Source organism: Streptococcus toyakuensis (genome assembly GCF_024346585.1).
Lineage (GTDB): Bacteria > Bacillota > Bacilli > Lactobacillales > Streptococcaceae > Streptococcus > Streptococcus toyakuensis.
Map to the genome: position 1 here is coordinate 538,184 of NZ_AP024523.1, position 22,617 is coordinate 560,800.

The 22,617-nt window shown below is 41.2% G+C and carries 23 protein-coding genes and 1 pseudogene; 18 read left to right on the top strand and 6 right to left on the bottom strand.

Annotated elements, in window-relative coordinates; translation table 11 throughout:
• Positions 1 to 24 precede the first annotated feature (24 nt).
• The 5 genes and pseudogenes from gggA to STYK_RS02965 form a co-directional block, all read right to left on the bottom strand.
• Positions 25 to 132, bottom strand: a complete 108-nt coding sequence (gene gggA / locus STYK_RS10320) for a streptosactin (protein WP_447466043.1) — start codon at positions 130 to 132, stop codon at positions 25 to 27.
• A gap of 77 nt (positions 133 to 209) precedes the next feature.
• Positions 210 to 1,074 (bottom strand): annotated as a pseudogene (locus tag STYK_RS02950) (Rgg/GadR/MutR family transcriptional regulator).
• A 269-nt stretch (positions 1,075 to 1,343) separates the two neighbouring features.
• Positions 1,344 to 2,111 (bottom strand): hypothetical protein, encoded by a 768-nt coding sequence (locus STYK_RS02955; protein ID WP_049535005.1) that lies wholly within the window; start codon positions 2,109 to 2,111, stop codon positions 1,344 to 1,346.
• Positions 2,112 to 2,126: 15 nt separating this feature from the next.
• Positions 2,127 to 2,822 (bottom strand): ABC transporter ATP-binding protein, encoded by a 696-nt coding sequence (locus STYK_RS02960; RefSeq protein WP_004256110.1) that lies wholly within the window; start codon positions 2,820 to 2,822, stop codon positions 2,127 to 2,129.
• Positions 2,823 to 2,826: 4 nt separating this feature from the next.
• Entirely contained in the window at positions 2,827 to 3,192 is a 366-nt protein-coding gene (locus STYK_RS02965) for a GntR family transcriptional regulator (RefSeq protein ID WP_061425668.1), read from the bottom strand.
• Positions 3,193 to 3,331: 139 nt separating this feature from the next.
• Here STYK_RS02965 and nrdR point away from each other — a divergent pair, with 139 nt between their 5' ends.
• From nrdR to recG, 13 genes are all read left to right on the top strand, one after another.
• Positions 3,332 to 3,805 carry a transcriptional regulator NrdR gene (gene nrdR, locus STYK_RS02970; protein ID WP_001203672.1) on the top strand — a complete coding sequence of 158 codons (474 nt, stop codon included), beginning with the start codon at positions 3,332 to 3,334 and terminating at the stop codon, positions 3,803 to 3,805.
• A complete protein-coding gene (locus STYK_RS02975; protein ID WP_261805198.1) occupies positions 3,806 to 4,975 on the top strand; it encodes a replication initiation and membrane attachment family protein in 1,170 nt (389 codons plus the stop codon).
• Entirely contained in the window at positions 4,976 to 5,872 is an 897-nt protein-coding gene (dnaI, locus tag STYK_RS02980; protein ID WP_261805199.1) for a primosomal protein DnaI, read from the top strand.
• The gene (locus STYK_RS02985) at positions 5,869 to 6,582 is read left to right on the top strand and encodes an NADPH-dependent oxidoreductase (RefSeq protein WP_261805200.1); all 714 of its coding nucleotides are present in this window, start codon (positions 5,869 to 5,871) and stop codon (positions 6,580 to 6,582) included. The genes dnaI and STYK_RS02985 overlap by 4 nt, the downstream gene beginning before the upstream one ends.
• Positions 6,583 to 6,595: 13 nt before the next feature.
• Entirely contained in the window at positions 6,596 to 7,906 is a 1,311-nt protein-coding gene (gene der / locus STYK_RS02990; RefSeq protein ID WP_261805201.1) for a ribosome biogenesis GTPase Der, read from the top strand.
• A gap of 84 nt (positions 7,907 to 7,990) precedes the next feature.
• The gene (locus STYK_RS02995; RefSeq protein ID WP_261805202.1) at positions 7,991 to 8,326 is read left to right on the top strand and encodes a hypothetical protein; all 336 of its coding nucleotides are present in this window, start codon (positions 7,991 to 7,993) and stop codon (positions 8,324 to 8,326) included.
• A gap of 33 nt (positions 8,327 to 8,359) precedes the next feature.
• A complete protein-coding gene (locus STYK_RS03000; RefSeq protein WP_261805203.1) occupies positions 8,360 to 8,650 on the top strand; it encodes a hypothetical protein in 291 nt (96 codons plus the stop codon).
• Between the two features lie 145 nt (positions 8,651 to 8,795).
• The gene (gene secA, locus STYK_RS03005; RefSeq protein WP_261072929.1) at positions 8,796 to 11,309 is read left to right on the top strand and encodes a preprotein translocase subunit SecA; all 2,514 of its coding nucleotides are present in this window, start codon (positions 8,796 to 8,798) and stop codon (positions 11,307 to 11,309) included.
• An 80-nt stretch (positions 11,310 to 11,389) separates the two neighbouring features.
• Positions 11,390 to 12,421: a 3-deoxy-7-phosphoheptulonate synthase gene (locus STYK_RS03010; RefSeq protein ID WP_049500894.1), complete on the top strand. Its 1,032-nt coding sequence runs from the start codon at positions 11,390 to 11,392 to the stop codon at positions 12,419 to 12,421.
• A 1-nt stretch (position 12,422) separates the two neighbouring features.
• Complete coding sequence (locus STYK_RS03015; RefSeq protein WP_261043773.1) at positions 12,423 to 13,454, top strand: 3-deoxy-7-phosphoheptulonate synthase; 1,032 nt, start codon at positions 12,423 to 12,425, stop codon at positions 13,452 to 13,454.
• Positions 13,455 to 13,498: 44 nt separating this feature from the next.
• A complete protein-coding gene (gene acpS / locus STYK_RS03020; protein WP_261805375.1) occupies positions 13,499 to 13,861 on the top strand; it encodes a holo-ACP synthase in 363 nt (120 codons plus the stop codon).
• Positions 13,851 to 14,954 carry an alanine racemase gene (gene alr, locus STYK_RS03025; protein ID WP_261805204.1) on the top strand — a complete coding sequence of 368 codons (1,104 nt, stop codon included), beginning with the start codon at positions 13,851 to 13,853 and terminating at the stop codon, positions 14,952 to 14,954. The genes acpS and alr overlap by 11 nt, the downstream gene beginning before the upstream one ends.
• An 18-nt stretch (positions 14,955 to 14,972) precedes the next feature.
• Positions 14,973 to 16,988 carry an ATP-dependent DNA helicase RecG gene (gene recG / locus STYK_RS03030; protein WP_261805205.1) on the top strand — a complete coding sequence of 672 codons (2,016 nt, stop codon included), beginning with the start codon at positions 14,973 to 14,975 and terminating at the stop codon, positions 16,986 to 16,988.
• Between the two features lie 558 nt (positions 16,989 to 17,546).
• Here the strand turns inward: recG and STYK_RS03035 are convergent.
• Positions 17,547 to 18,461, bottom strand: coding sequence for an Rpn family recombination-promoting nuclease/putative transposase (locus STYK_RS03035; protein ID WP_261805206.1), 915 nt, complete (start codon positions 18,459 to 18,461; stop codon positions 17,547 to 17,549).
• A gap of 147 nt (positions 18,462 to 18,608) precedes the next feature.
• Between STYK_RS03035 and STYK_RS03040 the strand changes: the two genes are divergently transcribed.
• The 5 genes from STYK_RS03040 (at position 18,609) to STYK_RS03060 (ending at position 22,583) form a co-directional block, all read left to right on the top strand.
• Positions 18,609 to 18,779: a hypothetical protein gene (locus STYK_RS03040; RefSeq protein WP_261805207.1), complete on the top strand. Its 171-nt coding sequence runs from the start codon at positions 18,609 to 18,611 to the stop codon at positions 18,777 to 18,779.
• A 90-nt stretch (positions 18,780 to 18,869) separates the two neighbouring features.
• Complete coding sequence (locus STYK_RS03045; RefSeq protein ID WP_261805208.1) at positions 18,870 to 19,850, top strand: acetylxylan esterase; 981 nt, start codon at positions 18,870 to 18,872, stop codon at positions 19,848 to 19,850.
• Positions 19,851 to 20,051: 201 nt separating this feature from the next.
• Positions 20,052 to 20,750 carry an N-acetylmannosamine-6-phosphate 2-epimerase gene (locus STYK_RS03050; RefSeq protein ID WP_001135679.1) on the top strand — a complete coding sequence of 233 codons (699 nt, stop codon included), beginning with the start codon at positions 20,052 to 20,054 and terminating at the stop codon, positions 20,748 to 20,750.
• A 24-nt stretch (positions 20,751 to 20,774) separates the two neighbouring features.
• Positions 20,775 to 21,227, top strand: coding sequence for a YhcH/YjgK/YiaL family protein (locus STYK_RS03055; protein WP_261084332.1), 453 nt, complete (start codon positions 20,775 to 20,777; stop codon positions 21,225 to 21,227).
• An 18-nt stretch (positions 21,228 to 21,245) separates the two neighbouring features.
• Positions 21,246 to 22,583, top strand: coding sequence for an ABC transporter substrate-binding protein (locus STYK_RS03060; protein WP_261805209.1), 1,338 nt, complete (start codon positions 21,246 to 21,248; stop codon positions 22,581 to 22,583).
• Positions 22,584 to 22,617 lie beyond the last annotated feature (34 nt).

Consider the following 22,617-nt stretch of genomic DNA (forward strand, 5'->3'; position numbering starts at 1 on the left):
AGTGAGAACTCGTCTCATAGAAAACTATCGTCCGCCACCACAAGAATGGCTTGGACCACAATGACCTGGTACGGAGTAAGTTTGATCTGTATCTAATAGATCTTCAAGGTCAATAATTTGCACTGTTCTCATATTTTCACCTCTTTAATTTGATGATTTAATGATACTCTTTTTGAAATAATAATTAAAAATTTTCCCATATAAGAAAATTATTTCAGTTCTTCTATTACCTTTGCTAAATGTTTTTCAAATTTTTTTGCTAAGCTATCGCTGTGGACTAACTTCATCGTTGCTATGCACTTTCTCATTTCTAAAACAGAACGTTTATTTTTGTCTTTTTTTTAAAGTGTATAAGTTTTCGGCATAGTGAAAAACTAATTTTTCATATATCTCAGTTTCTGTGAAATAACAATGTTTTAGTTGCTTTTTAAAATATAAAGAATCTAAAAATTCCTCTCTTTCTATACACGTGATATATCCATTTAGTAACATGGTAGCAAGCAATCTACGATAATGTGGTAAATCTCTGTAGAATTCGGAACGTTGACACATTTCTCTTGATAAGCACATCATAGTAGGGTGAGATAATACATCTAGAGTATTCATAAACAAAAGTAATTCATAGCATCCCCAGTATTCCACAGAAAAAAGATAGTCAGATAGATATTTAATATCAGATTCATGGTAATAGATTTTTTCTGACAAATCTTGTAAGCGAATTTTAACTAGAATGGTATTCAGAGTATAGAATTTCTCTCTTTTTGTAGTCTTTTCAAGTTGAGAAATAAGCAGTTTTTCCATTCCTGAAATATCTCTTTTAGAGCTTAGAAGTCGAATTTGCTCTAATAATTCATTTATTTCATCCCTATGAAAGTCATTTGCAGCATACATAAATTCTTCGACAGGCATATTAATAGCATCTAATGCTTGCATAAATTTACCAATCGTCAGATCAGAATTTTCTCTTTCAAATCTAGAAATATGTGATGTGGATAGACCATGTTTTGCAACATCTTTTAATGTTAATCCACGTGATTCTCTAAATTGTTTAAAAATTTTTCCGTAATTTTTCATTTGTGTTACCTCAATTGCTTATATGGGAATTTTTTAGTATGTTTTCAAAATATTATATCATATATAAAAAAAGAAAGTGAGGTTGTTTATATGAATAAAAAGATGATTGTAACCCTGGTTCTATGTATTCTAGAGTCAATAATTGTTATTGGCGTTGGCTAAAACCAAAATTAGTTAGCAATAATCTAAAAAACACAGAAAATCAATTTTTTATTAATTTGATTTTCTGTGTTTTTCTTAAATAGATGTTATCCTTTTTGATTATGAAACTATTGCAAATTAACCTTGTTTTTCAAGATATAGTAGATTCCGAGGTAGTAGATAGCTATGAAAATGAGTTCCTCGATAATGGATGTACTTGCTCCCATATAGAAATTATCATTAAATCCTGCAAGTGAATTGACATAGAAGTTAGTACTGGTATTGAAGAAAACTCCAATAAATCCTATGACGATTTGGATACCAATGTAGGCTGCAACAGCAAGTGCGGTACGGTATTCATTGAACAGTTGTCCAATGGAAATGGCCAAGTAAATGCAGAGGATTCCAGAAATAGTATTTAGTAGGAAGGATAACCCCACAAGAGAGAGTTTAGGAAGGTATGTTTCTACAAGTGGAAACCAGTCATAATGTGACATCCAATCTGGAACCGTTATAGTCACAATAAGAAAAGCACTTAGAGCCAGTACAGCCGAGCTAAGTATAGACCAGATGAAGGCTCCGACTAATTTAGCTGTGATGATATAGTGCTCAGAAACTGGCAAGGTCAAAGTCAGATAGCCTTGGCGATCATAGACACTACCTTTGAAGCGTTTGATAATCAAGAAAATGGTTGAAATCCAAAGTGTAATTATCAAGCCGCCAAAGACGAGAGCCAGAAAGATAAATAGGAAAGGTTGGCTATCTTTGAAAGATATATAAGAATAGTAGTGTCCTTGCATTCCTAGGGGGACTGAAAGGACTAGCACGGCTGCATAGAGGGCTAAATACCACTTGTTAACATTTTTAAATTCGTAGCGAACTAAATTCCAAAACATAATAATCTCCTTTGCTTAGGCCTTAAATTCCTGACGGAAGAGTTGGTCAATGGATTCACCTGACTCATAGCGAATGTCATCTACATTTCCTTGACGGACGACTTTTCCATCTTTGAGGAAGACAATTTCATCCAAGATTGGCTCGATATCAGAAATCAAGTGAGTAGAAATCAAAACGGTAGAAGTTGGGGAGTAGTTATTGATAATGGTATTGAGGATATAATCACGGGCTGCTGGATCCACCCCACCAATGGGTTCGTCTAGAACGTAGAGACGAGCATCACGGCTCATAACCAAAATCAGTTGTACCTTTTCCTTATTCCCTTTTGATAATTTCTTGAGACGACTATTTTCATCAATACCTAGGTCTGCAAGTAGATGATGGGCACGTTCAAGATTGAAATCTTTATAGAAGGTCTTGAAGTAGGTTAGGGCTTCTTTGACCTTCATTTGCTCATTGAGATAGGTCGTATCCGGCAAATAAGCTACGATGGCCTTGGTTGCTGGACTTGGGTCCATGTCGTTGATGAGGACACGTCCTTGATCTGGTTGTAAGAGACCATTGATTAGTTTAATCAGGGTTGTTTTTCCTGAGCCGTTTGGCCCAAGAAGACCAACAATTTTTCCAGCTGGGATGTCAAGGGAAACATTTTCAAGGGCTGGTGTTGCTCCATAAGATTTGGATACATTTTCAAATGCTAGTAATGACATAGGCTTAAACTCCTTTAATATAATCGCCGACTACGCCTGGTAGTTCTTCTTTTTCATAGCCAAAATGGGTCATGGAGGAAACGAAGTGTTCCAATTCTTCTTCTGATAATTGTTTGCGCGATTGGGCGATCAGCTCCTTATCTTCAGTCACAAATCGTCCAGTTGTGCGCTTGCTGTAGACAAATCCTTCTCGTTCAAGGTCTGACAAGGCTCTTTGGATGGTGTTTGGATTGACACCAGCCTCGCTAGCTAGCTCTCTCACGGTTGGAAGTTGTTGATTGGGTTCCAGTGTATGGGAAACAATCTGAAGCTTGATTTTCTCCATGATCTGTAAATAAATGGTTTTTTTGTTGTCAAATGTCCAGGACATCTTGGTCTCCTTTCTTTTATCCTTTTGTCTTAATTAAATAATACAACAAAACAAAAAACTTGTCAAGCAAAAAGAAGAATTGTTTTGGGAATCGTTTAAAAAATGGTATAATGAAAAGAAAACGATAAGGAGGGAAAGGATGCGTTGTCCAAAATGTGGGGCTACCAAGTCAAGTGTTATCGATAGTCGCCAAGCAGAAGAAGGGAACACCATTCGTAGAAGACGTGAGTGCGATGAATGCCAGCACCGTTTTACAACCTACGAACGAGTAGAAGAAAGAACCTTAGTGGTTGTTAAAAAAGATGGCACACGGGAACAATTCTCTAGAGATAAAATCTTTAATGGGATTATCCGCTCAGCCCAGAAACGTCCTGTGTCAAGTGATGAAATCAACATGGTAGTCAATCGTATCGAACAGAAACTCCGTGGTCGAAATGAAAATGAAATTCAAAGTGAGGACATTGGTTCACTCGTCATGGAGGAGTTGGCTGAGTTGGATGAGATTACCTATGTACGTTTTGCCAGTGTCTATCGTAGTTTTAAGGATGTGAGTGAGTTAGAGAGCTTGCTCCAACAAATCACCCAGTCCTCTAAAAAGAAAAAGGAAAGATAAATGAAGCCAATTGACCGTTTTTCTTATCTAAAGAATAATCGGGTGTCGCAAGATACCTTATCTCTGGTACAGTGCTACCTCCCGATTATCGGTCAGGAGGCACTGAGCCTTTATCTTTATACCATCAGTTTTTGGGATAATGGCAGAAAGGAACACCTCTTTTCAAACATTCTCAACCATCTTAACTTTGGAATGGATAGATTGATAAAATCTTTGAAAATCCTATCCGCTTTCAATCTCTTAACACTCTATCAAAAAGGGGATACCTATCAGCTAGCCCTCCATGCTCCTCTATCTAGTCAGGACTTCTTAGAACATCCTGTTTATCGCAGACTTTTGGAGAAAAAGATTGGCGATGCAGCGGTGGAGGATTTGAAGGTTGAAAGTGCTGACGGTGAAGTAATACCCGTCTCACTCAATCAAGTCTTTCCAGATTTGGCAGAACTAGGAAGTCAAGAAGACCTTGGTCTCAAGAAGAAAGTGGCCAACGATTTTGACTTGGACCATTTTCGTCAGCTGATGGCTCGAGATGGGCTTCGCTTTGCGGATGAGCAGTCCGATGTCTTAAACCTCTTTGCCATCGCCGAGGAGAAGAAATGGACTTGGTTTGAGACCTATCAATTGGCCAAGTCAACAGCTGTTTCCCAGGTTATTTCAACCAAACGCATGCGGGAAAAAATCGCTCAAAAACCGATTTCTTCTGACTTTAATCCTAAGGAAGCAACCATTATCAAAGAAGCCAAAAGTAAAACTGCCCTGCAGTTCTTGGCAGAAATCAAGCAAACACGCAAGGGGACCATTACCCAAACAGAAAGAGAACTCTTGCAACAGATGGCTGGTTTGGGCTTGCTGGACGAAGTCATCAATATCATTCTCTTGTTGACCTTTAATAAGGTGGATTCGGCAAATATCAATGAGAAATATGCCATGAAAGTAGCCAATGACTATGCCTATCAAAAGATTCATTCGGCAGAAGAAGCAGTCATGCGAATCCGTGAGCGTGGGCAGAAGAGTCAGGCTCAAAAAGGCAGTAAACCCGGTCCTGCTAAGTCCAATGTACCCAAGTGGAGCAATCCAGATTATAAGAATGAAACCAGCGAGGAAACTCGTCTGGAACTAGAACGTAAGAAACAAGAACTATTAGCTCGATTAGAAAAAGGAGGAGATTAGATGGAAAGTGTCGGAGACGTACTCAAGCGTCAACCTAGCCGTTTTCATTATCAAGATTTGGTCCAGAAAATCATGAAGGACCCTGATGTTGCGGCCTTTATCCAGCAAGAATCCCTCAGCCCAGAGGAATTGAATCGCAGTATCTCCAAATTTAACCAGTACATTACCGAGCGTGACAAGTTTCTACGTGGGGATACGGATTATATTGCCAAAGGCTACAAGCCGATTTTGGTTATGAATCATGGTTATGCGGACGTTTCTTATGAAGAAACTCCAGAACTAATCGCGGCTGAAAAAGAAGCGGCTATTAAGAACCGTCTCAAGTTAATCAATCTGCCAGCCAGTCTTAAGAAAGCTAGTTTAGCTCAAGTAGATTTGGATGATTTGGGGCGCTTGCCAGTTTTTGAAAAGCTATTAGCCTTCGTGGAACAATATCCAGCTATTCGAAAAGGTCTTTACTTGTATGGAGACTTTGGTGTGGGCAAAAGTTTCATGGTGGCTGCCTTGGCTCATGATTTATCAGAAAAACGTGGTGTTTCATCAACTCTCCTCCACTATCCTAGCTTTGTCATTGATGTCAAAAATGCTATCGGTGATGGTAATGTCAAGACCTTGGTAGATGAGATTAAATTGTCTGAAGTCCTGATTTTAGATGATATTGGTGCCGAGCAATCAACAGCTTGGGTGCGGGATGAAATCCTGCAGGTCATTCTCCAATATCGGATGCAGGAAAATTTACCGACCTTTTTCACCTCCAACTTCAACTTTGAAGATTTGGAGCTGCATTTCGCTAAAGGGAAGCATGGAAATGACGAGACCTGGGAAGCCAGACGGGTCATGGAACGTATCCGTTATTTGGCTGAGGAGACTCGTTTAGAAGGAGTAAACCGTCGATGACAGAAATGATTAAACTGATGAAGGCTCACACTTCAGTGCGCAGATTTAAGGAGCAAGCCTTTCCTCAGGAAGACTTGACTGAAATCCTGACAGCAGCCCAAATGGCATCGTCTTGGAAGAATTTTCAATCCTACTCTATGATTGTAGTCCGAAGTCAAGAAAAGAAAGATGCCTTGTATGAATTGGTGCCTCAAGAAGCCATTCGCCAGTCAGCTGTTTTCCTTCTCTTTGTCGGAGATTTGAACCGAGCGGAAAAGGGAGCCCAGCTTCATACTGACAACTTCCAACCCCAAGGTGTAGAAGGTCTCTTGATTAGTTCAGTCGATGCGGCTCTTGCTGGTCAAAATGCCCTGCTGGCAGCTGAAAGCTTGGGCTATGGTGGTGTGATTATCGGTTTAGTTCGATACAAGTCAGAAGAAGTGGCAGAGCTCTTTAACCTGCCTGACTACACCTATCCTGTCTTTGGGATGGCACTAGGTGTGCCAAATCAAGAACATGAAGTCAAACCTCGCTTGCCATTGCATCAGGTGGTTTTTGAGGAAGAATATCAGGAACAAACAGTTGATGTGATTGAGTCTTATGACCGTGTACAGGCGGACTATGCTGGGGCGCGTGCGACTACAAGCTGGAGTCAACGTCTAGCAGAACAGTTTGGTCAAGCTGAACCAAGCTCAACTAGAAAAAATCTTGAACAGAAGAAGTTATTGTAGAAAGTGAGAAATTATGGCCCTACCAACTATTGCCATTGTAGGACGTCCCAATGTTGGGAAATCAACCCTATTTAATCGGATCGCTGGTGAGCGAATCTCCATTGTAGAAGATGTCGAAGGAGTGACACGTGACCGTATCTATGCAACGGGTGAGTGGCTCAATCGTTCCTTTAGCATGATTGATACAGGAGGAATCGATGATGTCGATGCTCCTTTCATGGAACAAATCAAGCACCAGGCAGAAATTGCCATGGAAGAAGCTGATGTTATCGTCTTTGTCGTGTCCGGTAAGGAAGGAATTACCGATGCGGACGAATACGTAGCCCGTAAGCTTTATAAGACCCATAAACCAGTTATCCTCGCAGTCAACAAGGTGGACAACCCTGAAATGCGAAATGATATCTATGATTTCTATGCCCTCGGTTTGGGTGAACCCCTGCCTATCTCATCTGTCCATGGTATCGGTACAGGGGATGTGCTAGATGCCATCGTAGAAAATCTTCCAAATGAATATGAAGAAGAAAATCCAGATGTCATTAAGTTTAGTTTGATTGGTCGTCCAAACGTTGGAAAATCAAGCTTGATTAATGCTATCTTGGGCGAAGACCGTGTCATTGCTAGTCCCGTTGCTGGAACAACTCGTGACGCCATTGATACACACTTTACAGATACAGATGGTCAAGAGTTTACCATGATTGATACGGCTGGTATGCGTAAGTCTGGTAAGGTTTATGAAAATACAGAGAAATACTCTGTCATGCGTGCCATGCGTGCTATTGACCGTTCAGATGTGGTCTTGATGGTCATCAATGCGGAAGAAGGCATCCGTGAATACGACAAGCGTATCGCAGGATTTGCCCATGAAGCTGGTAAAGGAATGATTATCGTGGTCAACAAGTGGGATACGCTTGAAAAAGACAACCATACTATGAAAAACTGGGAAGAAGATATCCGTGAGCAGTTCCAATACCTGCCTTACGCACCGATTATCTTTGTATCTGCTTTGACCAAGCAACGTCTCCACAAACTTCCTGAGATGATCAAGCAAATCAGCGAAAGTCAAAACACACGGATTCCATCAGCTGTCTTGAACGATGCAATCATGGATGCCATTGCCATCAACCCAACACCGACAGACAAAGGAAAACGTCTTAAGATTTTCTATGCGACTCAAGTGGCAACCAAACCACCGACCTTTGTCATCTTTGTCAACGAAGAAGAACTCATGCACTTTTCTTACCTGCGTTTCTTGGAAAATCAAATCCGCAAGGCCTTTGTTTTTGAGGGAACACCAATCCATCTCATCGCAAGAAAACGTAAATAAAAAAGTAGAATCTGGAATGACATTTCCAGATTTTTTTGATAGAATGAAGTTGAAGAAAACGCTATCAAACGGAGGGGGCTGGTGATGAAACATTTGTTTAAATTGATAATCTTATTTCCCTGGTTTTACTTTTTCAGCTGGATTGACAAGGCTAATAGAGATAGTAAATTTTTCCCAATTTTTTACTATTTTTACTGGTTTTACATCCCCCTCTATGCTCTTTTTAGCCTTGCTTGGACAGTTATTTCAGTTCTGTTTTTCAATATCGTCTTGAGAAATGTGACAGATATCAAGTTATGGGGCATTTGGTTTCTTTTTATTCTGCTAGCTATTGGTCTGAATAGGTTAACTTATTTCTGTTTCAAAAAAATGCTTAGACTAAGAAAGGAGTTAGGAAAGTCTAAAGGTGGGAGGCATTGATTTATATCGGTTTCTATTTATAGGAGGTGGCTTATGGCACATCTAACGTCATTTATTACACGCTATTCCAAGGTCTATATTGGTTTAGTTCTGCTAATCTGGCTTGCTTTCTTCTTTCTTCCTTGGGGCAGTCCGATTCTGGGGGGGGGGAAGATTGACCTCTTCAGCATACAGAAAGTCTTGCTAGTTTTTGGCATTCTGTCCATTTTGATGGCTTTGCTGTCCAAGAAAGTCAGTCTCTTTGTTTTTGGATTGATCTGCTGTTTTTCTCTTTGGATTAACCTATTTATTCTATTTGCGATTTTGCCGATTTTTGGCAATTAAAGCATCATAAAAGTCAGAGAGGTTAGCTTGGAAACTAGCCTCTTTTTCCTTTTCAAAATGGGGATTCTTCCTTGAAAATAATCAGTAATTGTGCTAAAATTAAAAGAACATTCTAAAATATTCGGAATTTAAAGTAAGGAAAAACATGGCTAATATTTTAAAAACAATTATCGAAAATGATAAAGGAGAAATCCGTCGTCTGGAAAAGATGGCCGACAAGGTTTTCAAATACGAAGACCAAATGGCTGCTTTGACTGACGACCAACTAAAAGCAAAAACAGTTGAATTTAAAGAACGTTATCAAAATGGAGAATCACTAGATTCATTGCTTTATGAAGCATTTGCGGTTGTCCGTGAAGGTGCCAAACGTGTCCTAGGTCTCTTCCCATATAAGGTTCAGGTCATGGGAGGAATCGTTCTTCACCATGGTGACGTGCCAGAAATGCGTACAGGGGAAGGGAAAACCTTGACTGCGACCATGCCCGTATACCTCAATGCTCTTTCAGGTAAAGGGGTGCACGTAGTTACGGTCAATGAATACCTATCAGAACGTGACGCGACTGAGATGGGTGAATTGTACTCTTGGCTTGGTTTGTCAGTAGGGATTAACTTGGCTGCCAAATCTCCAATGGAGAAAAAAGAAGCCTATGAGTGTGATATTACTTACTCAACCAACTCAGAAATCGGATTTGACTACCTTCGTGATAACATGGTCGTTCGCGCTGAAAACATGGTACAACGTCCGCTTAACTATGCCTTGGTCGATGAGGTTGACTCAATCTTGATTGACGAGGCGCGTACACCTTTGATCGTATCAGGTGCTAATGCAGTTGAAACCAGTCAGCTCTACCACATGGCAGACCACTATGTAAAATCTTTGGACAAAGACGACTACATCATCGATGTGCAGTCTAAAACAATTGGTTTGTCTGATTCAGGGATTGATAAGGCTGAAAGCTACTTCAAGCTTGAAAACCTCTATGACATCGAAAATGTAGCTCTGACTCACTTTATCGATAACGCCCTTCGTGCCAACTACATCATGCTTCTCGATATTGACTATGTGGTCAGTGAAGAGCAAGAAATCTTGATTGTCGACCAATTTACAGGTCGTACCATGGAAGGTCGTCGTTATTCTGATGGATTGCACCAAGCGATTGAAGCCAAAGAAGGTGTGCCAATTCAGGATGAAACCAAGACATCTGCCTCAATCACTTACCAAAACCTCTTCCGTATGTACAAGAAATTGTCAGGTATGACGGGTACAGGTAAGACTGAGGAAGAAGAATTCCGTGAAATTTACAACATTCGTGTTATTCCAATCCCAACAAACCGTCCTGTTCAACGTATTGACCATCCAGACTTGCTTTTTGCTAGCATTGAAGCTAAGTTTAAAGCAGTTGTCGAAGACGTTAAGGCTCGCTACCAAAAGGGTCAACCTGTCTTGGTTGGTACAGTAGCGGTTGAAACTAGTGATTACATTTCTAAGAAATTGGTCGCTGCTGGTGTTCCTCACGAAGTCTTGAATGCCAAAAACCACTATAAAGAAGCTCAAATCATCATGAATGCTGGTCAACGTGGTGCTGTTACCATTGCGACTAACATGGCTGGTCGTGGTACCGACATCAAGCTTGGTGAAGGTGTTCGCGAATTGGGAGGACTTTGTGTTATTGGTACAGAGCGCCATGAAAGCCGTCGTATTGATAACCAGCTTCGTGGACGTTCAGGTCGTCAAGGAGATCCAGGTGAGTCACAATTCTACCTATCTCTTGAAGATGATTTGATGAAACGCTTTGGTTCTGAACGCTTGAAGGGAATCTTTGAACGTTTGAACATGTCTGAAGAGGCGATTGAGTCTCGTATGTTGACACGTCAAGTTGAAGCAGCACAAAAACGTGTCGAAGGAAATAACTACGATACTCGTAAACAGGTCCTTCAATACGACGATGTCATGCGTGAACAACGTGAGATTATCTATGCTCAACGTTACGATGTCATCACTGCAGACCGTGACTTGGCACCTGAAATTCAGGCTATGATCAAACGTACGATTGGTCGTGTCGTTGATGGTCATGCGCGTGCGAAACAAGATGAAAAACTAGAAGCAATTTTGAACTTTGCTAAGTACAACTTGCTTCCAGAAGATTCGATTTCAATCGAAGACTTGTCAGGTTTGTCTGATAAGGCCATTAAGGAAGAACTCTTCCAACGTGCCTTGCAAGTTTACGATAGTCAGGTTTCAAAACTACGCGATGAAGAAGCAGTCAAAGAATTCCAAAAAGTTTTGATTCTACGAGTGGTAGATAACAAGTGGACAGATCATATCGATGCCCTCGATCAATTGCGTAATGCGGTTGGACTTCGTGGTTATGCTCAGAACAACCCAGTTGTTGAGTATCAAGCAGAAGGTTTCCGTATGTTTAATGATATGATTGGTTCGATTGAGTTTGATGTGACACGTTTGATGATGAAAGCACAAATTCATGAACAAGAAAGACCACAAGCAGAACACCATATCAGTACAACAGCGACTCGCAATATCGCTGCCCACCAAGCAAATATGCCAGAAGATTTGGATTTGAGCCAGATTGGACGGAATGAACTTTGCCCATGTGGTTCTGGTAAGAAGTTTAAAAACTGTCACGGTAAAAGACAATAAAATGAGATAGTTTAGAGGCGGATACCTTGTGAAAAGTAAATTTTTACTTGGTATCCGTTTGATTTATAAGGAGATGAGTTATGGTATTTACAGCAAAAAGTCCTAAAATTAATATTGAAGAAGTTCGTGCCTTATCAAAATTAGAAGGCCAAGCTTTGGAGAGAAAATCTCAGCGCGATCAAGAGCTAGAAGCCATTATACGTGGAGAAGACCAGCGAATTCTCTTGGTAATCGGGCCATGCTCATCTGACAATGAAGAAGCTGTTCTTGAATACGCTAAGCGTTTGGCAGCTTTGCAAGAAGAAGTGGCAGACCGTATCTTTATGGTTATGCGTGTTTACACTGCCAAACCTCGTACTAACGGAGATGGCTATAAGGGCTTGATTCACCAGCCTAATGCGACAGAAGCGCCTAGTCTTATCAACGGAATCAAAGCCGTTCGCCATCTCCACTATCGTGTCATCACAGAAACAGGTATGACGACAGCTGATGAAATGCTTTATCCTGAAAATCTTCCGCTAGTAGATGATTTGATTTCTTACATGGCGGTTGGTGCTCGTTCGGTTGAAGACCAGCAACACCGCTTTGTGGCAAGTGGGGCAGATTTTGCGACTGGTTTTAAAAATCCAACCTCTGGAAATCTCAATGTCATGTTTAATGGGATTTACGCTGCTCAAAACAAACAAAGTTTCCTTTTCCTAGGAAAAGAAGTGGAAACAACTGGGAACCCACTTTCGCATGCTATTCTTCGTGGAGCAATCAATGAGTATGGTAAGAATATTCCCAACTACTACTATGATAATTTGATGGATACCATTGCCCAGTATGAGAAAATGGGCTTGGAAAATCCCTTTATCATCGTGGATACCAATCATGACAACTCTGGTAAGCAATACATGGATCAGATTCGAATTGTCCGTCAGACCTTGATTAACCGTGATTGGAATGAAAAAATCAAGCAGTACGTTCGTGGCTTTATGATTGAATCTTATCTAGAAGACGGCCGTCAAAACGAACCAGAAGTATTTGGCAAGTCTATCACAGACCCTTGCCTAGGCTGGGAAAATACGGAAGCCCTTGTCAGAGAAATCTACCAAACGCTAGGAGAATAGTATGGCATTTATTGAAAAAGGTCAAGAAATCGATATTGAAGCAATCAAGGCAGAAACCCAATTGTCTACGGAAGCCTTGCGACTAAAGGAACGTCGTGATAGAGAATTGGCAGACATTATTTCAGGAGAAGATGACCGTATCCTTTTGGTGATTGGTCCTTGCTCTTCTGATAATGAAGAGGCTGTCTTGGAATATGCCCGCCGTTTATCTGCCTTGCAAAAGAAGGTGGCGGACAAGATTTTCATGGTTATGCGTGTTTATACTGCTAAACCTCGCACCAACGGAGACGGCTATAAAGGTTTGGTTCACCAACCAGATACCTCTAAGGCTCCAAGTCTGATTAACGGCTTGCAGGCGGTGCGCCAGTTGCACTACCGCGTGATCACAGAGACTGGTTTGACAACGGCAGACGAGATGCTTTATCCGTCAAATCTGGTCTTGGTAGATGATTTGGTTAGCTACCATGCTGTAGGAGCTCGTTCTGTGGAAGACCAAGAGCACCGCTTTGTGGCCTCAGGGATTGATGCACCGGTCGGGATGAAAAATCCAACTTCTGGAAATTTGGGTGTCATGTTTAATGGCATCTATGCTGCTCAGAACAAACAGACCTTCCTCTTCCATGGTCAAGAAGTTGAGACTTCAGGAAATCCCTTGGCCCACGTCATCCTTCGTGGAGCAGTCAATGAATATGGGAAAAATGAGCCTAACTTTTACTACGAAACTTTGCTAAATGCCATTGAACGCTATGAAACCATGGGACTTGAAAATCCCTTTATCCTCATTGATACCAACCATGATAACTCAGGCAAGCAATATATGGAGCAGATTCGAATTGTTCGTCAGACCTTGCAAAATCGTGACTGGAATGAGAAAATCAAAAAGACGGTTCGAGGCTTTATGATTGAATCCTACCTGGCAGATGGTCGTCAAAACCAACCAGAGGTCTTTGGTTGTTCTATTACCGACCCTTGCCTAGGTTGGGAAAATACAGAGGCCTTGGTAGAAGAAATCTATGCTACCTTGACAAAATAAGTGAAAAGGATGGAGTTGGGGAATCTCAACTCCTTTTGATGAGAATGATAGTTGGACACGGAATTGACATCGAAGAATTGGCTTCGATAGAAAGCGCAGTTACACGACATGAAGGTTTTGCTAAGCGCGTGCTGACCGCTAAGGAAATGGAGCGGTTTAACAGTCTTAAAGGGCGCAGGCAAATTGAATATTTGGCTGGTCGCTGGTCGGCTAAGGAGGCCTTTTCCAAGGCCATGGGAACGGGTATTGGGAAGCTCGGTTTTCAGGATTTGGAAGTCTTGAATAATGAACGCGGGGCGCCTTATTTTAGTCAGTCACCATTTTCAGGAAAGATTTGGCTATCTATCAGCCATACAGCTCAGTTTGTGACAGCCAGTGTCATTTTGGAGGAAAATCATGAAAGCTAGTCCGCATAGACCAACCAAGGCTCTGATTCATTTGGAAGCTATTCGACAAAATATTCAGCAAATGGAGGCTCATATCCATCAAGGAACGCTCAAATTCGCAGTAGTCAAGGCTAATGCCTATGGGCATGGGGCTGTTGCTGTTGCCACGGCGATTCAAGATGATGTTGATGGTTTTTGCGTTTCCAATATTGATGAAGCTATTGAACTCAGACAGGCTGGACTCAGCAACCGAATCCTCATTTTAGGAGTTTCTGAAATCGAAGCTGTTTCTCTTGCTAAAGAATACGACATCACCTTGACAGTGGCTGGACTGGAGTGGATCCAAGCCCTCTTAGATAGGGAAGCAGACCTATCAGGTTTGACAGTCCACCTCAAGATTGACTCAGGCATGGGACGGATTGGTTTTAGAGAGGCTAGTGAGGCTGATCAGGCTCAAGACTTGCTCCAACAACATGGTGCTCGTGTTGAAGGGATTTTTACCCACTTTGCTACTGCAGATGAGGAATCAGATGACTACTTTAATGCCCAGTTAGAACGGTTTAAAACTATTTTAGCTAGTATGAAGGAAGTTCCAAGACTGGTTCACGCAAGTAATTCGGCAACGACTCTTTGGCATGCAGAGACTATTTTCAATGCGGTTCGTATGGGAGATGCCATGTATGGTCTTAACCCTAGCGGAGAGGTCTTGGACTTGCCCTATGACTTGAAACCAGCCTTGACCTTGGAATCTGCTCTAGTTCATGTCAAGACAGTTCCAGCTGGAGCTTGCATGGGCTATGGAGCGACCTATCAGGCGGATAGCGAGCAAGTCATCGCGACCGTTCCAATCGGCTATGCGGATGGTTGGACGCGAGATATGCAAAATTTCACTGTCTTGGTTGATGGGCAAGCTTGCCCAATCGTTGGGCGAGTTTCTATGGACCAAATCACCATTCGTCTACCTAAGCCTTATCCCTTAGGAACCAAGGTGACCTTAATTGGCTCCAATGGGGGCAAGGAGATAACGGCTACTCAGGTAGCGACCTACCGTGGGACTATTAACTACGAGGTGGTTTGTCTTCTCAGTGACCGCATTCCGAGAGAATATTATTAAAGAAGAAAGGAGTGGAGCATGAATCTACATCAACCCTTGCATGTCTTACCTGGTGTGGGACCAAAGTCAGCAGAAAAATACGCCAAACTAGGAATTGAAAACTTGCAAGATCTTTTGCTCTACTTTCCTTTCCGTTATGAAGACTTCAAGACCAAACAGGTGCTGGAACTGGAAGACGGTGAGAAAGCGGTTCTTTCTGGTCAAGTTGTGACTCCTGCCAGTGTCCAGTATTATGGTTTCAAGCGCAATCGTCTGCGCTTTAGCCTCAAGCAGGGAGAAGTTGTTTTTGCGGTGAATTTCTTTAACCAGCCCTATCTAGCTGATAAGATAGAGTTGGGAGCAACTCTTGCTGTCTTTGGAAAATGGGATCGAGCTAAGGCTAGTCTGACTGGGATGAAGGTCCTGGCTCAGGTGGAAGATGACCTCCAACCTGTCTATAGATTGGCTCAGGGAGTCAGTCAGGCCAGTCTGGTCAAGGTTATTAAGACAGCCTTTGATCAGGGGTTGGACCTCTTGATAGAGGAAAATCTTCCCCAGTCTTTACTAGACAAATACAAACTTATGTCCCGTTGCCAAGCAGTTCGTGCTATGCATTTCCCTAAGGATTTGACGGAATACAAGCAGGCCCTTCGCCGTATTAAGTTTGAAGAACTCTTTTATTTCCAAATGCAGTTGCAGACGCTCAAGTCTGAAAATAGAGTTCAGGGAAGCGGCTTGGTTCTGAATTGGTCTCAGGAAAAGGTGACAGCAGTTAAAGCAAGTCTTCCTTTTGCTCTGACCCCAGCTCAAGAAAAGAGTTTGCAGGAAATTTTGGCCGACATGAAGTCCGACCACCACATGAATCGACTCTTACAAGGAGATGTGGGGAGCGGAAAAACGGTGGTTGCTGGCTTGGCCATGTTTGCGGCAGTGACAGCTGGGCACCAGGCTGCTCTCATGGTACCGACAGAAATCCTTGCAGAGCAACACTTTGAAAGTCTACAGAGTCTCTTTCCAGATTTGAAACTGGCTCTCTTGACAGGATCCTTGAAAGCTGCAGAAAAAAGAGAAGTCTTGGAGACTATTGCTAAGGGTGAGGCTGATTTGATTATCGGAACCCATGCTCTGATTCAGGATGGGGTGGAGTATGCTTGCCTTGGTTTGATTATCATCGATGAGCAGCACCGTTTTGGTGTGGGTCAAAGGCGGATTTTACGGGAAAAAGGAGACAATCCAGATGTCCTCATGATGACAGCGACTCCGATTCCACGGACGCTAGCCATCACAGCCTTTGGCGATATGGATGTTTCCATTATCGACCAGATGCCAGCAGGTCGAAAACCCATTGTGACACGCTGGATCAAGCATGAGCAACTACCTCAGGTCTTGACTTGGTTAGAGGGGGAAATCCAAAAAGGTTCTCAAGCCTATGTCATCTCTCCCTTGATTGAAGAATCAGAAGCTCTGGATTTGAAAAATGCCATTGCCTTATCAGAGGAGTTGACGGCGCATTTTGCAGGAAAGGCAGAGGTAGCTCTTCTACATGGTAAGATGAAGAGTGACGAAAAAGACCAGATCATGCAGGATTTCAAAGAGAGAAAAACGGATATTCTGGTTTCAACGACGGTTATCGAGGTTGGAGTTAACGTTCCCAATGCGACCGTCATGATTATCATGGATGCCGATCGCTTCGGTCTCAGCCAGCTTCACCAGCTCAGAGGTCGTGTCGGTCGGGGGGACAAGCAGTCCTATGCTGTTCTCGTTGCCAATCCTAAGACGGATTCTGGGAAAGACCGCATGCGCATTATGACAGAAACCACTAATGGATTTGTCCTTGCGGAGGAAGATTTGAAAATGCGTGGTTCAGGTGAGATTTTTGGAACCAGACAGTCAGGTCTCCCAGAGTTCCAAGTAGCTGATATTATCGAAGATTTTCCGATTTTAGAAGAAGCCAGAAAGGTTGCTAGCTATATTAGTTCGATAGAAGGTTGGCAAGAGGATCCGGAGTGGCGCATGATTGCCCTTCATTTGGAAAAGAAAGAACATTTAGATTAAGCTTTCTCTAAGGAAATCTTAAGCTAGCTTTCAGGTTTGGCCCTTATACTAGAGTCATCAAAAAGAAACGAGGCCTCTCACATGACAGTAACGATTAAAGTAAATTACAAAACCACTTTCCAAAAGAAAGAAGTAAAAAGCTAAGACTGGATAGGAGAAAAAAGAGCGAAATGCTCTTTTTTCGTTTCTAAAAGCACAATTTATTGAATCTAAAATAGCACACTGCGGATTCTAAAAAAATTCTAGAAATTATAGTAGATTGAATCCGAAATAGTCCACCGAGTTTTCTAAAACATTGTTAGAAATTAGTTTGAATTCCGCAATTAATTTGTTCAGTTTTTATTTCATTTAACTATAATTTGACTTTCCTAATTTCTTTGTTCTTATCTTATTTCAATACACCATATCTTACTATTTCAGAACCCACATCTAGCATAACTAAAAAACAGATTCTTCCATCTATTACGGAAAAATCTGTCATTGATTTAATGATTTACAAAAACTCCAACCACGGCTTGCGAACCCTGTCCTTACTGGTTTCTCTATATTTTTTAGTTCTTATTTATGATGCTCTTTCAATAGTTCTTCAAACTCAGAGACAGTCATACCCAACTGTTGACTGGCAACTTCAGAAGGCAAAAGACCTTGACGGACTAGATTTAGTAGCATAGACAAACTTCCTTCAACTTTTCCACGCTCCAGTCCCTGTTCAATCCCTTCTGCCCTAGCAGTTTCCAAGGCATAGTCCTGTGCTAACAATGCCTGTTCTTCGCGCATACGTAGTTGACTAAACATTTTCCTGTCCTCCTCGGACCAGCTCTTATAGTCTAGCAGTTGGTCTGCCTGGCTAATGGCTCGCTCAGGTTGCTGGGTAAAGGGTTTGTTCCCGAAAAACTCCAACCACGGTTTGCGAACCTCGTCTTTGCTGGTTTCTCTATATTTTTTTAATTCCAAGAACGCCATCTTGACTAGATGGTTTTCCTGACCATTGTTGGTAATGGTTAAAACTTCACCTGTCGTGTCCTCCCTCATACTGAAGCTATGAAAAGCTAATTCATCTTGGAAATAATTACTATCTACAATAGCTATTGCGTAAACAGGTGCGATATGCTTGTAACTCTGGTGGGTATCACCTTCACGTTGGCGAATTTTTTCGAGATTCTGATTGACCTGACTGCAAAGGTAAGCCCATAGGCGATTGATGAAAAAATTCTGATGATGAACTTGAATTTCAATAATAACCTGTGTGCCATTATCCAACTCCGCCAAAACGTCTATACTAGTATAGAAATCCTGGGCCGAGTACGGCATGGAAGGTAAGACATGAATATTGCTTCCTTCCAAAATGGTCACATTTTTGGCTGGCAAGTCCAGCATATCGCGAATAAATTGACAAGTGACTTCTGGATTGCTAAAAATTTTCTTAGCTACCAAGTCATTGGTTGGGCTGATGCCTGGATGTCTGAGAATCATCCATTCCCTCCTTCTATTATACCATAGTTTTAAATCTAATTTTGCTAGATTCGATGGTTCTATCTATTTATTCGTAAAAAAGCGTAACTTCTCAAAGTAACTTCCCTCTCTCTCCCAAAACTGGAAGTTAGTTTTAGAAGTGACCCAATGAAAATCAAAGAGCAAACTAGGAAACTAGCCGCAGGTTGCTCAAAACACTGTTTTGAGGTTGTAGATGGAACTGACGTAGTCAGCTCAAAACACTGTTTTGAGGTTGCAGATAGAACTGACGAAGTCAGTAACATATATATACGACAAGGCGAAGCTGACGTGGTTTGAAGAGATTTTCAAAGAGTATTACCCTTCTTTCTTGCATTGCTTTTCTAGATATGCTACAGTGGTGGTAGCGATTACAAAAAGGAGCATGTTATGAAAAATCCAGCTTTGTTAGAAGAAATCAAGACTTATAGAGGACGGGATGAGGTTCCAGAAGACTTTGATGCTTTCTGGGATGGGGAAGTAAAAAAAGTTTCAACGCTTCCAGCTTATCAGTTGGAGGAAAGAGATTTTCACATTCCTCAAGTCAAGTGCTATGAATTAACATTTGAAGGAACCAATGAAGCCAAGGTATATGCACGAGTTGTTCTTCCAAAGAGTGAGGAGAAGGTTCCGATAATCTTCCATTTCCATGGCTATATGGGACGTGGCTGGGACTGGGCTGACATGCTAGCTTATACTGTGGCTGGTTACGGTGTTGTTTCCATGGACGTTCGAGGCCAGTCGGGCTATTCACAAGACGGTTTGCGTTCTCCTTTAGGAAATACGGTTAAGGGGCATATTATCCGTGGTGCTGTGGAAGGTCGGGAGCATCTCTTTTATAAGGATGTTTATCTGGATATTTACCAGTTGGTCGAAATTGTTGCTAGTCTGCCTCAGGTAGATGAGAAGCTCCTTTCTAGCTATGGTGCCTCACAAGGAGGGGCTCTAGCCTTGGTTGCAGCAGCGCTCAATCCTCGAATTCAGAAAACAGTTGCTATCTATCCCTTCTTGTCAGACTTCAGACGGGTGCTTGAGATTGGTAATACTAGCGAGGCTTACGACGAATTGTTCCGTTATTTCAAGTTTCACGATCCCTTCCATGAAACAGAGGAGGAAATCATGGCGACTCTTGCCTATATCGATGTGAAAAATCTTGCCCATCGTATCAAGGGTGAGGTTAAGATGATTACGGGCTTGGATGACGATGTTTGCTATCCTATTACCCAGTTTGCGATTTACAACCGTCTGACCTGTGATAAGGCCTATCGCATCATGCCTGAGTATGCCCATGAAGCCATGAATGTATTTGTCAATGACCAGGTATACAACTGGCTATGTGGTAGCGAGATCCCTTTTAAGTACGTAAAATAATGAATGAGAGAGCATGGTAGCTCTCTTTTTTGTAGTTTAATAAAAACGATTTAAAATAGATAATTCTCTGAAACTACTTTCAGAAACAGCTGTTCTATAAAATACTTTTGAAATTGAAATCTATTCTACCACAAAGTATTGAAAGCGCTTTAAAAATAGTCTATAATGAACTCATAAGAACAAAGAAAAGGAGGAAAGAGGATGCCACAGATTACTAAAGAAGCTTTGATTGCACAAATCAAAGATGGAATCATCGTTTCTTGTCAGGCCCTTCCTCACGAACCGCTCTATACAGAAGCGGGAGGAGTCATTCCATTGCTGGTCAAAGCGGCTGAGCAAGGTGGAGCAGTCGGTATCCGAGCAAATAGTGTTCGCGATATCAAGGAAATCAAGGAGGTTACAAACCTTCCAATCATTGGGATAATAAAACGAGATTATCCACCGCAAGAACCCTTCATCACTGCTACTATGAAAGAAGTTGATGAACTGGCAGAACTGGACATCGAGGTCATTGCTCTGGATTGTACCAAGCGTGAACGCTATGATGGTTTGGAGATTCAAGAGTTCATTCGTCAGGTTAAGGAAAAATATCCTAACCAGCTCTTGATGGCTGATACAAGTACTTTCGAGGAAGGATTGGCAGCCGTTGAAGCAGGAATTGACTTTGTCGGAACAACCTTATCAGGATACACATCTTACAGTCCTAAAGTGGATGGTCCCGATTTTGAATTGATCAAAAAACTCTGTGATGCTGGTGTAGATGTCATTGCAGAAGGAAAAATTCATACACCAGAACAAGCCAAACAAATCCTAGGATATGGAGTGCGAGGTATTGTTGTTGGTGGCGCTATTACTAGACCAAAAGAGATTACAGAACGCTTTGTTGCTGGTCTTAAATAAAAAATAAAGAAAGGGGGATTGAGTATGATTATTACTAAAATCAGCCGTTTAGGAACTTATGTGGGAGTAAATCCACATTTTGCAACATTAATAGATTTTCTAGAAAAAACAGGACTAGAAAATTTGACAGAAGGTCCGATTGATATCGATGGTGATCGATTATTTGGTAATTGCTTTACTTATCTAGCAGACGGTCAAGCAGGAGCCTTCTTTGAAACTCACCAAAAATATTTGGATATTCATTTAGTTTTGGAAAACGAAGAAGCCATGGCTGTTACGTCGCCAGAAAATGTAAGCGTTATCCAAGAATATGATGAAGAAAAAGACATTGAATTATACACAGGGAAAGTGGAACAGTTAGTTCATTTGAGAGCTGGCGAATGCCTTATCACTTTTCCAGAAGATTTACATCAACCCAAGGTTCGTATAAATGATGAACCTGTGAAAAAAGTTGTCTTTAAAGTTGCGATTTCTTAATGTAGAAAGGGAAGAACAATGAAAAAAATGAGAAAGTTTTTATGTCTAGCTGGAGTTGCGCTAGCAGCCGTTGCCTTGGTAGCTTGTTCAGGAAAAAAAGAAGCTACAACTAGTACTGAACCACCGACAGAATTATCTGGTGAGATTACAATGTGGCACTCCTTTACTCAAGGACCACGTTTAGAAAGTATTCAAAAATCAGCAGATGCCTTCATGCAAAAGCATCCGAAAACGAAAATTAAGATTGAAACATTCTCTTGGAATGACTTCTATACTAAATGGACTACAGGTTTAGCAAATGGGAATGTGCCAGATATCAGTACAGCTCTTCCTAACCAAGTAATGGAAATGGTCAACTCAGATGCTTTGGTTCCGCTAAATGATTCTATCAAGCGTATTGGACAGGATAAATTTAACGAAACTGCCTTAAATGAAGCAAAAATCGGAGATGATTACTACTCTGTTCCTCTTTATTCACATGCACAAGTCATGTGGGTTAGAACAGATTTATTAAAAGAACATAATATTGAGGTTCCTAAAACTTGGGATCAACTCTATGAAGCTTCTAAAAAATTGAAAGAAGCTGGAGTTTATGGCTTGTCTGTTCCGTTTGGAACAAATGACTTAATGGCAACACGTTTCTTGAACTTCTACGTACGTAGTGGTGGTGGAAGTCTTTTGACAAAAGATCTTAAAGCAGATTTGACAAGCCAACTTGCTCAAGATGGTATTAAATACTGGGTTAAAATGTATAAAGAAATTTCACCTCAAGATTCTTTGAACTTTAATGTCCTTCAACAAGCTACCTTGTTCTATCAAGGAAAAACAGCATTTGACTTTAACTCTGGCTTCCATATTGGAGGAATTAATGCCAACAGTCCTCAATTGATTGATTCGATTGATGCCTATCCTATTCCAAAAATCAAAGAATCTGATAAAGACCAAGGAATTGAAACCTCAAACATTCCAATGGTTGTTTGGAAAAATTCAAAACATCCAGAAGTTGCTAAAGCATTCTTGGAATCACTTTACAATGAAGAAGACTATATTAAATTCCTTGATTCAACTCCAGTAGGTATGTTGCCAACTATTAAGGGAATTAGCGATTCTGCAGCCTATAAAGAAAATGAAACTCGTAAGAAATTTAAACATGCTGAAGAAGTGATTACTGAAGCTGTTAAAAAAGGTACTGCTATTGGTTATGAAAATGGACCAAGTGTACAAGCTGGTATGTTGACTAACCAACACATTATTGAACAAATGTTCCAAGATATCATTTCAAATGGAACAGATCCTATGAAAGCAGCAAAAGAAGCAGAAAAACAACTAAACGATTTATTTGAGGCTGCTCAGTAGATGTAAAAGACTAGAAAATAGGTGGGCTAGTGAG